The sequence below is a fragment of the Micromonospora sp. II genome (assembly GCF_001709195.1).
Lineage (GTDB): Bacteria > Actinomycetota > Actinomycetes > Mycobacteriales > Micromonosporaceae > Micromonospora > Micromonospora chalcea.
This window is the reverse complement of record NZ_LYXF01000024.1, coordinates 384,466-398,659: the sequence shown is the minus strand read 5'-3', so window position 1 is coordinate 398,659 and position 14,194 is coordinate 384,466. Positions and strand designations below refer to the sequence as shown.

The 14,194-nt window shown below is 72.5% G+C and carries 14 protein-coding genes; all 14 read left to right on the top strand.

The features are described from left to right. Positions 1-116: 116 nt before the first annotated feature. The 14 genes from A8711_RS13545 (at position 117) to A8711_RS13480 (ending at position 14,176) form a co-directional block, all read left to right on the top strand. Positions 117-1,226: an ABC transporter substrate-binding protein gene (locus tag A8711_RS13545; protein WP_043323209.1), complete on the top strand. Its 1,110-nt coding sequence runs from the start codon at positions 117-119 to the stop codon at positions 1,224-1,226. 75 nt (positions 1,227-1,301) lie between these two features. Next, entirely contained in the window at positions 1,302-2,081 is a 780-nt protein-coding gene (locus A8711_RS13540) for an ABC transporter ATP-binding protein (protein WP_043330007.1), read from the top strand. A gap of 12 nt (positions 2,082-2,093) precedes the next feature. Beyond that, positions 2,094-2,945, top strand: a complete 852-nt coding sequence (locus A8711_RS13535) for an ABC transporter permease (protein ID WP_043323208.1) — start codon at positions 2,094-2,096, stop codon at positions 2,943-2,945. Positions 2,946-3,045: 100 nt separating this feature from the next. Further along, positions 3,046-3,792: an SDR family NAD(P)-dependent oxidoreductase gene (locus A8711_RS13530; RefSeq protein ID WP_069088406.1), complete on the top strand. Its 747-nt coding sequence runs from the start codon at positions 3,046-3,048 to the stop codon at positions 3,790-3,792. Positions 3,793-3,827: 35 nt separating this feature from the next. Then, entirely contained in the window at positions 3,828-5,192 is a 1,365-nt protein-coding gene (locus tag A8711_RS13525) for a M20/M25/M40 family metallo-hydrolase (protein ID WP_043323205.1), read from the top strand. Next, positions 5,189-6,016, top strand: a complete 828-nt coding sequence (locus A8711_RS13520; RefSeq protein ID WP_043323203.1) for an alpha/beta fold hydrolase — start codon at positions 5,189-5,191, stop codon at positions 6,014-6,016. Before A8711_RS13525 ends, A8711_RS13520 begins: the two co-directional genes overlap by 4 nt. After that, the gene (locus tag A8711_RS13515; RefSeq protein ID WP_043323200.1) at positions 6,013-6,477 is read left to right on the top strand and encodes an Ohr family peroxiredoxin; all 465 of its coding nucleotides are present in this window, start codon (positions 6,013-6,015) and stop codon (positions 6,475-6,477) included. Before A8711_RS13520 ends, A8711_RS13515 begins: the two co-directional genes overlap by 4 nt. Next, the gene (locus A8711_RS13510) at positions 6,464-7,453 is read left to right on the top strand and encodes an EamA family transporter (protein WP_069088405.1); all 990 of its coding nucleotides are present in this window, start codon (positions 6,464-6,466) and stop codon (positions 7,451-7,453) included. The genes A8711_RS13515 and A8711_RS13510 overlap by 14 nt, the downstream gene beginning before the upstream one ends. 42 nt (positions 7,454-7,495) lie before the next feature. Next, positions 7,496-8,356 carry an IclR family transcriptional regulator gene (locus A8711_RS13505; RefSeq protein ID WP_043323194.1) on the top strand — a complete coding sequence of 287 codons (861 nt, stop codon included), beginning with the start codon at positions 7,496-7,498 and terminating at the stop codon, positions 8,354-8,356. Beyond that, positions 8,349-9,548, top strand: coding sequence for a CaiB/BaiF CoA-transferase family protein (locus A8711_RS13500; protein WP_043330005.1), 1,200 nt, complete (start codon positions 8,349-8,351; stop codon positions 9,546-9,548). The genes A8711_RS13505 and A8711_RS13500 overlap by 8 nt, the downstream gene beginning before the upstream one ends. A 31-nt stretch (positions 9,549-9,579) precedes the next feature. Next, positions 9,580-10,419, top strand: a complete 840-nt coding sequence (locus A8711_RS13495; RefSeq protein ID WP_069088404.1) for a cyclase family protein — start codon at positions 9,580-9,582, stop codon at positions 10,417-10,419. After that, on the top strand, positions 10,412-11,818 hold the full coding sequence (locus A8711_RS13490; RefSeq protein WP_064445579.1) for an MmgE/PrpD family protein: 1,407 nt from the start codon (positions 10,412-10,414) through the stop codon (positions 11,816-11,818). Before A8711_RS13495 ends, A8711_RS13490 begins: the two co-directional genes overlap by 8 nt. A gap of 22 nt (positions 11,819-11,840) precedes the next feature. Beyond that, complete coding sequence (locus A8711_RS13485; RefSeq protein WP_043323186.1) at positions 11,841-13,304, top strand: dihydroorotase family protein; 1,464 nt, start codon at positions 11,841-11,843, stop codon at positions 13,302-13,304. An 11-nt stretch (positions 13,305-13,315) separates the two neighbouring features. Continuing rightward, the gene (locus tag A8711_RS13480; protein WP_069088403.1) at positions 13,316-14,176 is read left to right on the top strand and encodes a CoA ester lyase; all 861 of its coding nucleotides are present in this window, start codon (positions 13,316-13,318) and stop codon (positions 14,174-14,176) included. Positions 14,177-14,194: the final 18 nt, after the last annotated feature.

Here is a 14,194-nt window from a genome sequence, read left to right as displayed (position 1 = left end):
GTCGCCGCGCGACGCCTGACGGCAACTGTCGCGCCGCGCCGCGACGCCTGATACCCCGCCTCCGCCGCCACGGCGGCGGAGGCGGTCTCCCCCGACTCACGACGAGGTGTGTGCATATGAAACGGAAGTGGGCACTGCTCCCGGCGGCGCTGGCCGCCACGCTGGTTCTCTCCGCCTGCGGCGGCGGCTCCGACGACGAGGCCGGCGGCGAGGGCAAGGAGGCGAAGCTGACCATGGCCATCGCCTCGGCCGTGATCGGCCCGAAGGAGGAGGTGGCCGTCTACGCGGTCGCCAAGGAACTCGGCTACTTCGCCGAGGAGAAGCTGACCGTCGAGACGATCAACGCCGACGGCTCGGTCGCCGCCCTCCAGGCGGTCGCCTCCGGCAGCGGCGACATCACCCCCGCCGACGCCGGCTCGGCGCTCGGCGCGGTGGAGAAGAACGTGCCGATCAAGGCCATCGGCGGCCTGGTGCAGAACTGGCCGTGGGTGATGGCGGTGAAGCCGGACTCCCCGATCACCGGCGGCGCGGACCTGCGCGGCAAGAAGATCGGCGTGATCAGCCTTGCCTCCGGCTCGGCCCCGTACGCCCGCGCCTACGTCAAGGCCGCCGGGCTGGACCCGGCCAAGGACGTCGAGCTGCTACCGGTGGGCGTCGGCGCGCAGGCCGCCGCCGCGCTCAACGACGGCAAGGTCGACATGCTGGCGCTCTACACCCAGGCGTACGCGGTCATCGAGAACGCCGGCACCCAGCTGAAGTACCTGACCAACCCGGACGTGTTCACCGGCATCCGGTCGCTCACCTTCAGCGTCGGCGCCCGTGACTTCGACGCCAAGAAGGACTCGTACGAGCGGTTCCTGCGCGCGGCGTACAAGGCGATGCTCTTCTCGGCCAAGAACCCCGAGGCCGCCATGAAGATCGGCTACAAGGTCTTCCCGCAGATCCTCGCCGGCAAGTCCGCCGACGAGCGGCTCAAGGCGGACACCGAGAGCCTCGCCGCGTGGCTGAAGACGGCCACGCCGGCCAGCGGCGAGCCGGAGCAGTTCGGTGACTGGGGCGCGATCAGCGACGACGAGTGGGCGAAGACCCAGGCGTACACCAAGGAGGCCGGCCAGATCTCCGGTGACGTCGACCTGAAGAAGCTCTGGGACCCGAGCCTGCTCTCCGGCGCGAACAACTTCGACAAGGCCGCGGTGCTCAGCAAGGCCGCGAACTACACCGCCTAGCAGCGGACAGCGGAAGGGATTTCGATGGCCATCAAGGCGACGGCCCGCCGGGCGCAGACGCAGGCTCCGGCATCGGTGTCGGAAGACTCCTGGATCGAGATCGACGGGCTGGACAAGGAGTACCGGCCCCGGAAGTCGGCACCGACCCTGGCGTTGAGCGACATCAACCTGACGGTACGTCGCGGCGAGTTCATCTCGGTCGTGGGACCGTCCGGGTGCGGCAAGACCACTTTGCTGAAGATCCTCGCCGGGCTCAGCCCGAAGACCGGCGGCGCGGTACGGATCGCCGGGCGGGACGTGACGAAGCCCCTTCCCGAGGTCGGGATGGTGTTCCAGGCACCGACGCTGCTGCCCTGGCGCACCATCTTCGACAACGTGATGGTGCCGGCGGAGATCCAGCGACTGGATCCCCGCCGGCACCGGGAACGCGCGCAGCAACTGCTCGAGATGGTCGGTCTCAACGGCTTCGAGCAGAAGTACCCGCACGAGCTCAGCGGCGGTATGCAGCAGCGGGCCGGCATCTGCCGGGCGCTCGTGCACGACCCGGCGGTGCTGCTGATGGACGAGCCGTTCGGCGCGCTCGACGCGATGACCCGCGAGTACATGAACGTGGAGCTGCTGCGGATCTGGCAGGAGAGCAACCAGACGATCGTGCTGGTCACGCACTCCATCCCGGAGGCGGTCTTCCTCTCCGACCGGGTGGTGGTGCTCAGCCCCCGGCCGGGCCGCATCGCCGAGGTCATGGACATCGACCTGGAACGGCCGCGTGAGCTCGGCATCATGTCGTCCGACCGGGCCGGGGTCTATGTGGAACGGATCCGCCGACACTTCAACGCCGCCGGCGTAATCGACTGACGAGGGACAGCCATGGCAACAAGCAACCTGGTCCGCAAGCCGGCCCAGCCACCGGCGCCGTCCGCCCGGCCCGCCCGGCGCAAGTTCGACCTGCGGGAGAAGCCCCAGCTCTGGCTGGTCCCGACGGTCTTCGTCGTGGTCGTGCTGGCCTGGGAGTACGGCGTCCAGCTCCTCGGCGTGGACGAGTACGTCCTGCCGCTGCCGTCGAGCGTGGTCGAGTCGCTGTGGCAGCAGCTCGGCGACGACCAGTTCTGGGGTCACTTCTGGGTGACCACGCAGGAGGCGCTGCTCGGGTTCGTGATCGGCGTCGGCGCCGCCCTGGTGCTCGGCACGTTCATCTCCCAGATCAAGATCGTCGAAGCCACGCTGATGCCGTACATCGTGGCCTTCCAGACCGTGCCCAAGGTCGCCCTGGCCCCGCTGTTCGTGGTCTGGTTCGGTTTCGGCCTGACCAGCAAGGTGGTCATGGCCGCGGTGATCTCGTTCTTCCCGATGCTGGTGAACGTCATCGAGGGTCTGCGCGCGGCCGACGCCGACAAGATCCAGATGCTGACGGTGTTCGGCGCGAGCAAGGCGCAGATCTTCCGGATGGTGCGGCTGCCCAGCGCGCTGCCGTTCATCTTCGCCGGCCTGGACATCGGCATCGTCTTCGCCATCCTCGGCGCGGTGGTCGGCGAGTTCATCGGCGCCAAGGAGGGCCTGGGCTACCTGCTGCTGCAGACCAACTACAACTTCGACATCGCCGGCATGTTCGCCGTGCTGGTGGTGCTGTCGCTGATGGGTCTGGTGGCGCACTTCGTGATCCGGCTGCTGCAGAAGCGGCTGGCCTTCTGGGCCGAGGACACGAAGGTGATCGGCGCGTGACGGCAGTGGACGGGACCGCCGTCACGTGTTGGGGGCACCGGTCGGGCGTGCGCAACGCCCGCCCGGCCGGTGGCCGGACCGGAAAGGCAGGACACGCGACATGAACACCGACCCGAACCGGTTCGACGGCCGGGTGGTAGTGGTGACCGGGGCGGCCCGCGGCATCGGGGCCCGCATCGCGGCGACGCTCGCGCAGCGCGGGGCCACCGTGGCCCAGGCCGACCTGCTCGACGACTGGAGCGAGGCCGAGCTGTCCGGCGGCGCGCACACCCGGCACCGGGTCGACGTCCGGTCGGCCGGCTCCTGCGCCGCGCTGGTGGACGAGGTCCTGGACTCCCACGGCCGCCTGGACCTGCTGGTGAACAACGCCGGGATCGTCCGGCGCGGGCCGGCGGCCACGATGTCCGAGCAGGACTTCACCGACGTCCTGGACGTCAACCTCACCGGCACGTTCCGGATGTGCCAGGCCGCGTACCCGGCGCTGCGGCAGACGAGCGGCGCGGTGGTGAACATCGGCTCCACGAACGGGCACATCGCGGTGCTGAACACGCTCGGCTACTGCGTGAGCAAGGCCGGCGTGATGCACATGGCGCGCGTGCTGGCCCTGGAGTGGGCGCCCGACCGGATCCGGGTCAACGCCGTCGGACCGACCATCGTGCCCACCGACATGACCTCCGACGTACGTGGCGACGAGGCGTACCTCGCGGACAAGATGGCGAGCATCCCGCTGGGCCGGATGGCGCAGCCGCAGGACGTCGCCAACGCGGTCGCCTACCTGCTGAGCGACGCCGCCGCCATGACCACCGGCCAGACGATCTTCGTCGACGGCGGCGTCACCATCCACTGACTTCCCCCTCTCCGACCCCTTCTGTGAGGACCACCATGCCCAAACCGGATACCGCGGCCGCGCTGGCGGCCGTCGACGCCCACTTCGACGAGTTCGTCGAGGAGCTCCAGCAGCTGTGCCGCATCCGCAGCCGCCGCCAGGAGCCGGAGCAGATGGAGGCCACCGCCGAGTTCATCGCCGGATCGGTCCGCCGCTGGGGTGGCGAGGCCGAGATCATCCCGTGGGAGCAGTCGTACCCGTACGTGCTGGCCGAGGTGGCCGGCGAGGGCGACAAGGCGCTGCTGCACTTCACGCACTACGACGTGGAGGTCGAGCCGGCCGGTGACGACGCCGACTGGATCAGCCCGCCCTACGCGGCGGAGATCCACGACGGCCGGCTCTACGCCCGGGGCGTGGCCGACGACAAGGGCGTCATCATGTCCCGCATCCACGCGGCGGCGGCCTGGAAGCTCGCCGGGCTGACTCCGCCGGTGACCAACCGGATCATCTTCGAGGGCAAGAAGTGGCTGCACAGCCCGGGTCTGGGCTCGTTCGTGCAGGCGCACGCCGACCGGCTCGCCAGCGACGCGGCGCTGTGGGAGAACTCCTGGCTCGACGGCGAGGACCGGCTGCTGCTCAAGCTGGCCGAGAAGGGCGTGCTCTACCTGCGCCTCACCGCGCAGACCCTGCCGCGTGACCTGACCAGCCAGAACACCGCGCTGCTGCCGGCCGCCACGGCGCGCCTGGCCGCCGCCCTGGCGCAGCTGCAGCGGCCCGACGGCACCGTGACGATCCCCGGCTTCGCCGACGACGCACGGCCGCCGACGGACGAGGAGCGGGCGCTGCTGGAGAAGGTGGCGTTCGACGGGGACTTCCTGCGCAAGCGGGCCCAGGTCGAGCGGTTCACCGGCGACCTGGACGACCAGGCCGCGGCGGTGGCCATCCGGACCGTGCCGACGCTGACCGTGGCCGGCATCGCCGGTGGCGACATGCGTGACGACGTGACGCTGGGCATCCCGTCGACGGCGTCGGCGAAGCTGGAGATCCGGCTGGTGCCGGGCCAGGACCCGGAGCGCGTCCTCGGGTGCGTGCGCGACCACCTGGCCGCGACCGGCTTCGGTGACCTGCGCATCGAGGTGATGGCGACCAGCCGGCCCAACCTCACCGACCACCGGGACCCGTTCGTCGCGCTCGTCGCGGACGCGGCCCGCCGGGTGTACGGGACCGAGCCGGTGATCGAGCCGTACACGCAGTGGATCGGCAACCAGGGCGTGATCGCCGACCGGCCCATCGTCGGCGTCGGCGTCTCTCGGGCCGACTCCGGTGTGGACGGCCCGAACGAGAACATCCGGCTGGACGACTACAAGGCCGGCATCAAGCACGTCATCGAGGTCATGGCGGCGCTGGCGGTGGCCGAGTGACCCGGGCCCGCGGCGTGGCCCGCCGCGCCTACGTCGACGTGCCGTGGGGTCAGGTGCACTACCGGCACGGCGGCGACGCCGACGCACCGGTGCTGCTGATCCTGCACCAGTCCCCGCTCTCCTCGGCCACCTACGACGCGGTCATCGAGCCGCTGGCCCGCCGCGGCCTGCGGGTGATCGCCCCGGACACGCCGGGCTTCGGGATGTCCGACGCCCCGCCGCGCCCGTGGTCCATCCCCGAGTACGCGGCCGGCGTGTGGCAGTTCGCCGACGCCCTCGGACTGTCCAAGGTGCACCTGCTCGGGCAGCACACCGGCGCGATCGTCGGCGCGCAGGCGCTGATGTCGGCGCCGGAGCGGGTGCACCGGCTGATCCTGCAGGGCATCCCGCTCTACGACGAGCAGGAGCGGGCGGAGAAGAAGCGGTCGTACGCGCCCGGCTACTCCCCGGACCGCGACGGCGGGCACCTGAAGGTGATCTGGGACCGGGTGTACGGCCTGTACCCGGCGCTGACCCCGGAGGAGGCGAACCGCCAGGTCACCGAGTACCTGCTGACCGGCCCGGATTACGCCACCGCGTACCGGGCGGTGTTCGACCACCACGTCGACACGGCCGCCCTGGACGCGCTGCCCATCGTGCTGCTGCACGGCGCCGACGACCTGCTGGACCGGATGACGCCGCAGGTGCGGGCCGCGCTGCCCAGCGCCGAGCTGGTCACCATCCCCGGCGGCACCGACTTCGTGGCCGACGAGCAGCCGGAGGCGTTCGCCGACGCGGTCGCCGCGCAGGTGCACGCGGACCTGGGAACGGAGGTGCCGGCATGAACGTCGGCACCCCGGCGTCCGAGGCGAAGGTCGTACCGGCGAACACCGTCTACACCGCGAAGGTGGAGGTGTCCGGCGGCCGGGGCGGAAGCGCCCGGTCGCTGACCGGGTCGCTGCGGGTCGACCTGACCCGTCCCGCCCAGCGGGGCCCGGACGCGCCCGGCACCGACCCGGAGGAGCTGTTCGCCGCCGGCTACGCCGCGTGCTTCGACAGCGCGCTCGCCGTCGCCGCCCGCCAGGCCGGCGTCAAGCCCGGCCCGACGACTGTCACCGCCTCGGTCTCCCTCGGGCAGACCGACGACGGCCGGTACGCGATCGCCGTGGTGCTGGACGTGTCCGCGCCGCAGTGCCCGCAGGCCGACCTGGAGCGCGCGGTGGAGCTGGCCGACCGGATGTGTCCGTACTCGAACGCCCTCCGGGGCAACACCGCGGTGGCGATCCGGGTAAATGGACACCGCTGACCTGACCCGGCCCGCGGCGGCCCGCCACCCGGCGGATCCGCCGCGGCCCGCCGGCCCGATGGCCCTGGCCGTCGGGCTCGGCGCGGTCTACCTGATCTGGGGCTCGACCTACCTGGGCAACCGGGTGGCCCTGGACAGCATTCCGCCGCTGGTGGCCACCTCGGCCCGGTTCCTGGCCGCGGCGCTGTTGCTGTTCGCGGTGGCGGCGCTGTGGCGGGGACCGGCGGGGCTGCTGCTGCCCCGGCGGCAGTGGACCGGGGTGGGTGCCAGCGGGCTGCTGATGGTCGGCGCCGGCAGCGCGCTGCTGGCGCTGGGCCAGCTGTACGTGCCGACGGGTCTGACCTCGCTGCTGGTGGCCGGGATGCCGCTGTGGGTGCTGGTGCTGCGGCTGGTGGTCGGTCCGCGGCCGTCCCCGCTGGCGGCCGTGGGCGTACTCGGCGGTGTGGTCGGGCTGGCGCTGCTGTTCGCGGTGCCGACGCAGGGGTGGCACCTCGGCGGGATGCTGCTGGTGGTGCTCTCCACGATGGTGTGGGCGCTGGGCTCGACGCTGTCGCAGCGGCTGCGCATGCCGGCCGACCACCTGGTCGGCACCGGCTGGCAGATGCTCGTGGGCGGTCTTGCGGTGGCGGTGGCCAGCGTGGTCAGCGGTGAGCTGAGCGGGTTCCGCCTGGCCGACGTGACGGGCCGGTCCTGGCTGGCGTGGACCTACCTGATGCTCGTGTCCACGGTGGTCGGCTTCAGCGTCTACACGTGGCTGCTGCGCAACGCGCCGATCCAGCTCGCGTCCACCTACGCGTACGTCAACCCGGTGGTGGCGGTCCTGCTCGGCATGATGGTGCTGGATGAGTCGTTGTCCGGACGTCAGGTGCTCGCCGGCGCCGTGGTGCTCGCCTCGGTGGCACTGGTGATCGCGCGGGAGCGACCCCGGCAGCCGGACGGCCTGCCGCCCGGGAAGACTCCGGTCGCGCCCGCCTGAGGCCCGGCGATCCCGCCCTACGTCGACAGTGGAGGAGAGAAGATGATCACCACAGCGGTTGTCGAGAGCGCCACCGCCGGCCGGACCCGCTCCGGCCTCGGACGCGCCCTCGACATCGTCAACATCATCGCCGAACGGGCGCCGGAGACCCTCGGCGTGTCGACGATCGCGCGGGAGCTGGGACTGCCCAAGGCGGTCGCGCACCGGATCCTCAAGGAACTGGTGGCCGACAGCTTCCTCACCTTCAACGAGGAGACCAAGCGGTACCGGCTGGGCAGCGGCGCGCTGGCGGTGGGACTGGCCGCGCTGCGCGCGCTGGACGTGCCGGACATCGCCCGCCGGTACCTGGTCCGGCTGGTGCGCGACAGCGGCGAGACCGCGACGCTGTCGGTGCGGCAGGGCTGGACCCGCGTCTACATCGACCAGGTGCTCTCGCCGCACGAGGTACGCATGTCGGTGTCCCTGGGCACCAGCCACGCGCTGCACTCCGGGTCGTCGTCGAAGGCGATCCTCGCGGCGCTGCCGGACGCGGAGATCGAGGACTACCTCGACCACCACCCGCTGGACGCGGTCACCTCGGCCACCATCACCTCCACCGCGAAGCTGCGGTCCGAGCTGGGCCGGGTCCGCCGCCAGGGGTACGCGGTGAGCATGGGCGAGCGGCAGAACGGCGCGGGCAGCGTGGCCGCGCCGGTGCGCTACGCGACCGGGCAGGTGTTCGGCTCGATCTCGCTGTGCGGGCCGCAGAACCGGTTCACCCCGGAGGTCTGCGCCGCGCACGGCGCGCTGGTCGCCGCGGCGGCGGCGGAGATATCCGCCGAACTGGGTTTCCGGCCGCCGGCGCAACGTGCCGCCGGACGGACGGGTCAGGAACAGAACTGGGGAGGTGGAACAGGTGAGTGACGGACCGCTGACGGGCCTGCGCGTGCTGGACGTCTCGACGATCCTCGCCGGACCGCTGTGCTGTCAGATCCTCGGCGACTACGGCGCCGACGTGGTGAAGATCGAGCACCCGACCATGGGTGACAGCATGCGCGGCCACGGCAAGACCAAGGACGGCCATCCCCTGTGGTGGAAGGAGATCTCCCGCAACAAGCGGCTGATCGGGCTGAACCTGTCCGCGCCGGACGGCGCGGCGCTGCTGCTGCGGCTGGCCGAGCGGGCCGACGTGCTGGTGGAGAACTTCCGCCCGGGCACGCTGGAGCGCTGGGGCATCGGCCCGGAGGAGCTGCACCGGGTCAACCCCGGCCTGGTGATCGCCCGGATCACCGGCTTCGGGCAGACCGGCCCGTACGCCTCCCGGGCCGGGTTCGGCACGCTGGCCGAGGCGATGAGCGGGTTCGCCCACCTGACCGGCACGGCGGACGGCCCGCCGACGCTGCCGGCGTTCGGGCTGGCCGACAGCATCTGCGGCATCGCCACCTCCTCGGCGGTGATGATGGCGCTGTGGCACCGGGAGCGTTCCGGCGGCCGGGGCCAGGTGATCGACATGAGCCTGCTGGAGCCGATCATGACCGCCGTCGGCCCGGGTCCCACCGTCTACGACCAGCTCGGCGTGGTGGAGCAGCGGCAGGGCAACCGGTCGACGAACAACGCGCCCCGCAACACGTACCAGACCAAGGACGGGTCGTGGGTCGCCATCTCCACCAGCGCCCAGGCGATCGCCGAGCGGGTGCTGCGGCTGGTGGGCCACCCGGAGGTGATCGACGAGCCGTGGTTCCGTACCGGCGTCGGCCGGGTGGCGCACGCGGACCTGCTCGACGAGTACGTCGGGTCGTGGATCGGCGAGCGGACCCGCGACGAGGTGGCCGCGGCCTTCGCCGAGGCCGGCGCCGCCGTCGCACCGGTCTACAGCGCCAAGGACATCGTCGAGGACCCGCACGTGCAGGCCACCGAGATGATCACGAAGGTCGACGACCCGGACCTGGGCCCGATGCGGATGCACAACGTCATGTGGCGGATGTCGGAGACGCCGGGCCGGATCCGCTTCACCGGCCGCTCCCCCGGCGCCGACACCGACGCCCTGCTCGTCGAGGAGCTCGGCTGCGACCCGGCCGAGATCGCCGACCTGAAAGCCCGTGGCGTCGTCGCCTGACGACGCCGACAGCCGAAACGCGAGGAACCCCGTGGGCACCACTGCCAGAACCGCCGACCGCCTGCTCGACGCCGTGCAGGCCGGCGTCACGATCTACGACCTGGGCCGGCGGCTGACCGTCGGCATGCCGCAGTCACCGAACCACCCGGCGTTCGGGCTCACCCTGCCGCGCCGGCACGGCGACATGGTGCGCGCCGACGGCGGCTCCGCCGCCAACGACCTGCTGGTCATGGGCACGCACGTCGGCACGCACGTCGACGCCCTCGCGCACGTGTCCCAGGACGGCCGGCTGCACGGCGGCGCCGACGCCGCCGCGGCGCAGGTCGGCGGCCGGTTCGACGAGTTGGGCGTGCACACCGTCGCGCCGATGGTCCGCCGCGGCGTGCTGCTGGACGTGCCCGCCACGCTGGGCCTGGAGGGCTGCGAGGCCGGCTACGAGATCACCCCCGCCGACCTGGACGCCACCGTGTCCCGGCAGGGCACGCCGGTGGGCGCGGGCGACGTGGTGCTCATCCGCAGCGGCTGGGGCCGGCTGTTCGACCACGAGGACCGCAACCAGTACATCGGCAAGGACTCCGGCGTACCAGGGATCGGCGCGGACGGCGCCGGCTGGCTGGCGCAGCGGGGCGTGCACGCGGCCGGCGCGGACACCATCGCCTTCGAGTGCCTGCCGCCGGGCAAGGGCCACAGCACGCTGCCGGCGCACCGGATCCTGCTGGTGGAGCACGGCATCTACCTGATCGAGACGATGGCGCTGGAGGAGCTGGCCCGCGACGGGGTGCACGAGTTCACCTTCGTCATGGCCCCGCTGCCGCTGTACGGCGCCACCGGCTCCCCGGTGCGTCCGCTGGCGGTGGTCAGCCGTGGCTGAGCCGACCCTGGGCCGGCACCTGGCCGCCTTCGCCGCCGACACCTCCGCCGCGACGCTGCCCGACGAGGTGGTCGCCAGCGTCCGGGCCCGCGTGCTGGACGTGCTCGGGCTCTGCGTGGCGGCGCAGCCGCTGCCGACCAGCCAGGCCGCGCTGGCGTACGTCGCCGAGCAGGGCGGCCGTGGCCAGGCCACCGCCGTCGGCGTGGACGAGAAGGTCCCCGCCGCGCTGGCCGCGTTCGCCAACGGCGTGCTGGCGCACTCCCTCGACTACGACGACACGCACCTGCCGTCGGTGCTGCACCCCAGTGCCACGGTGGTGCCGGCCGCGCTCGCCGCCGCCGAGCTGTCCGGCGCCTCCGGGCAGGAGACGGTGGCCGCGATCGCGGTGGGCCTGGAGGCGTGCGTACGCCTCGGCATGGCCGGCTACGACCCGGCGGCCGGCAACTCGGTCTTCTTCGAGCACGGCCAGCACGCCACCTCGATCTGCGGCACGCTGGGCGGGGCGGTGGCCGCGGCCCGGCTGCTGAAGCTGGACGCGGGCGGCACGCTCGACGCGCTCGGGGTGTCCGCCTCGATGGCGGCCGGGCTGATCGAGTCCAACCGCAACGGCGGCACCGTCAAGCGGATCCACTGCGGCTGGGCGGCGCACGCGGCGGTCAGCGCCGCGCAGCTGGCCCGGCACGGCGTGACCGGCCCGCCGACCGTGCTGGAGGGGCGCTTCGGCTTCTTCCAGGCGTTCCTGCGCGGCGAGTTCGACGGCGACGAGATCGTCCGCGGGCTCGGCTCCGAGTGGGCGGTGCCCGGCATCTTCTTCAAGCCGTACCCGGCGAACCACTTCACCCACGCCGCCATCGACGCGGCGATCGCGCTGCGCGAGCGCGGGCTGCCGCTGGACGAGATCGAGTCGATCACGCTCGGCGTGCCCACGCCGACGGTGCGTACCATCGGCCAGCCGATCGAGCGCAAGCGCGCGCCGCAGACCGGCTACGAGGCGCAGTTCAGCGGCCCGTACGCGGTCGCCGCCGGCCTGATCGGCGGCGGCGGTCTGGGCGTGGAGCTGGCCGACTTCACCGACGCCCTGGCGCACGACCCGCAACGGCGGGCGCTGATGGCGCGGGTCGACGTGGTGGCCGACGAGCGGTGCGACGAGATCTTCCCGCACCAGTTCCCGGCGGTGCTGCGGATCGTCACCCGGGACGGACGCGAGTGGGTGCAGGAGGTCCTGGCCAACCGGGGCGGCCCGCAGCGTCCGCTCAGCGACGCCGAGCTGGCGGTGAAGTTCCGCACGAACGCCGCGTCCCTGCCCGAGGCCACCGCCGCCCGCATCGCCGACGAGGTCCACCGGCTCGACCAGGCCCCCGACGTCCACGGCCTGATGGGCCTGATCAACCGCCGCTGAACCGAGCACGAGGAGCAACACCATGAGCACCTACGACCTGCTGTTGACAAACGTCCGCGTGGTCCGGCACGACCGGCCCGAGCCCGAGCTGATGGACATCGGCGTCACCGACGGGCGGATCAGCCGCGTCGCCCCGCAGATCGACCGGGCGGAGGCCGCCCAGGTCGTCGACGGCGGCGGCCGGCTCGCCTTCCCCGGCGTGGTCGACGCGCACCAGCACTGGGGCATCTACAACCCGCTGAGCGAGGACGCCGTCTCGGAGAGCCGCGCGTCGGTGCAGGGCGGCGTCACCACGGCGCTGAACTACATGCGCACCGGGCAGTACTACCTCAACCGGGGCGGCCGGTACGCAGACTTCTTCCCCGAGGTCCTGGCCGCGACCGAGGGCCGCTCCTACATCGACTACGGCTTCCACCTGGCGCCCATGTCGCGGGAGCACATCGGCGAGGTGCCGTCGCTGGTGGAGGAGCACGGGGTCACCTCGTTCAAGATCTTCATGTTCTACGGCAGCCACGGCCTGCACGGCCGCTCCGCCGACCAGAACTCGTTCCTGATGATCCCGGAGGGCGAGCGGTACGACTACGCCCACTTCGAGTTCGTGATGCGGGGCGTCCAGGCGGCCCGGGAGCGCTTCCCCGAGCTGGCCGACGAGATCTCGCTGTCGCTGCACTGCGAGACCGCCGAGATCATGAGCGCGTACACCAAGCAGGTCGAGCAGGACGGCACGCTGCGCGGGCTGGAGGCGTACCACGCGTCGCGGCCGCCGCACTCCGAGGGACTGGCCGTGTCGATCGCGTCGTACCTGGCGCACGAGACCGGTCTGCCGAAGATCAACCTGCTGCACCTGACCTCGGAGAAGGCGGTCGACGCGGCGCTGCGGATGGCGCGGGCGTTCCCGCACATCGACTTCCGCCGCGAGGTGACCATCGGCCACCTGGTGGCGGACATCGACACCGCGCACGGCCTGGGCGGCAAGGTCAACCCGCCGCTGCGCCCGCGCGCCGACGTCGAGGCGCTCTGGGGGTACGTCCTGGACGGCAAGATCGACTGGGTGGTCAGCGACCACGCCTGCTGCAAGGACGAGGTCAAGTTCGGTGAGCCGCGCGACGACATCTTCGTCGCCAAGTCCGGCTTCGGCGGCGCCGAGTACCTGCTGCCCGGCCTGGTCACCGAGGGCAACCGGCGCGGCCTGTCCTACCAGCGGGTGGCGGAGCTGACCTCGTGGAACCCGGCCCAGCGCTTCGGCCTGCGCAACAAGGGCGCGATCGCGCAGGGGTACGACGCCGACATCTGCCTGGTCGACCCGAACTCGACCTGGACGGTGCGCGCGGAGGACTCCGAGTCGACGCAGGAGTACACGCCGTTCGAGGGCTTCGAGCTGACCGCCCGGGTCACTGACACCTTCGTCCGCGGGCAGCACGTGCTCGTCGACGGCAAGGTGACCGGCGAGCCGGCCGGCCGCTACCTCGCCCGCCCGCAGCGGTAGGGGAACGACTGATGGCGGCGGTGGCGCGCAGTTACCTGTACGTGCCGGGCGACCGGGCGGACCTGCTGGACAAGGCGGCCGGGCGCGGCGCGGACGCGCTCGTGCTCGACCTGGAGGACGCGGTCACGCCGGCCCGCAAGGAGCACGCCCGGGAGACGGTCGCCGGGTACCTGGGCGCCGCCGCGCCGGCCGGCCCCGAGCTGTGGGTGCGGATCAACAGCGACCAGGTCGCGGCGGACGTCGAGGTGCTCTCGCCGGCGGCGGCCGGGGTCTGGGTGCCGAAGGCCGAGCCGGAGCTGCTCGCCGAGGTCGACGCCGCGCTCACCCGGGTGCAGCGGCGGCTCGGCCCGGACGCCCCGGCGTTCCGGGTGGTGGCGCTGATCGAGACCGCCCGGGGCGTGCTCACCGCGCCGCGGGTGGCCGCCGCGCCGCGGGTGCTGCGGCTCGGCCTCGGCGAGGCGGACCTCGCCGGTGAGCTGGGGTTGCAGCCGGGGCCGGACCGGGCGGAGTTCGCGCCGATCCGTTCCCAGGTCGTGGTCGCGTCGGCGGCTGCCGGCATCACCCCGCCGGTGGGGCCGGTGGAGACGACGCTGCGCGACCCGGAACGGCTGGAGCTGACCACCCGGGCGCTGCTGCGGCAGGGCTTCCGGGCCCGCAGCGCCATCCACCCCGGGCAGATCGCGACGATCAACGAGGTGTTCACCCCCACCGAGGCCGAGGTGGCCTCGGCGCGGGCCGTGCTGGCGGCGCTGGAGCGGGCCGAACGCGGCGGCTCCGGAGTGGCCACCGACGCCGACGGGCGGCTGCTGGACCGGGCGGTGGTGCGCGCCGCCGCCGAGGTGGTACGCCGCGCCGAGGCGTCCACCGACTGAAACCGCGAGAACGACCGG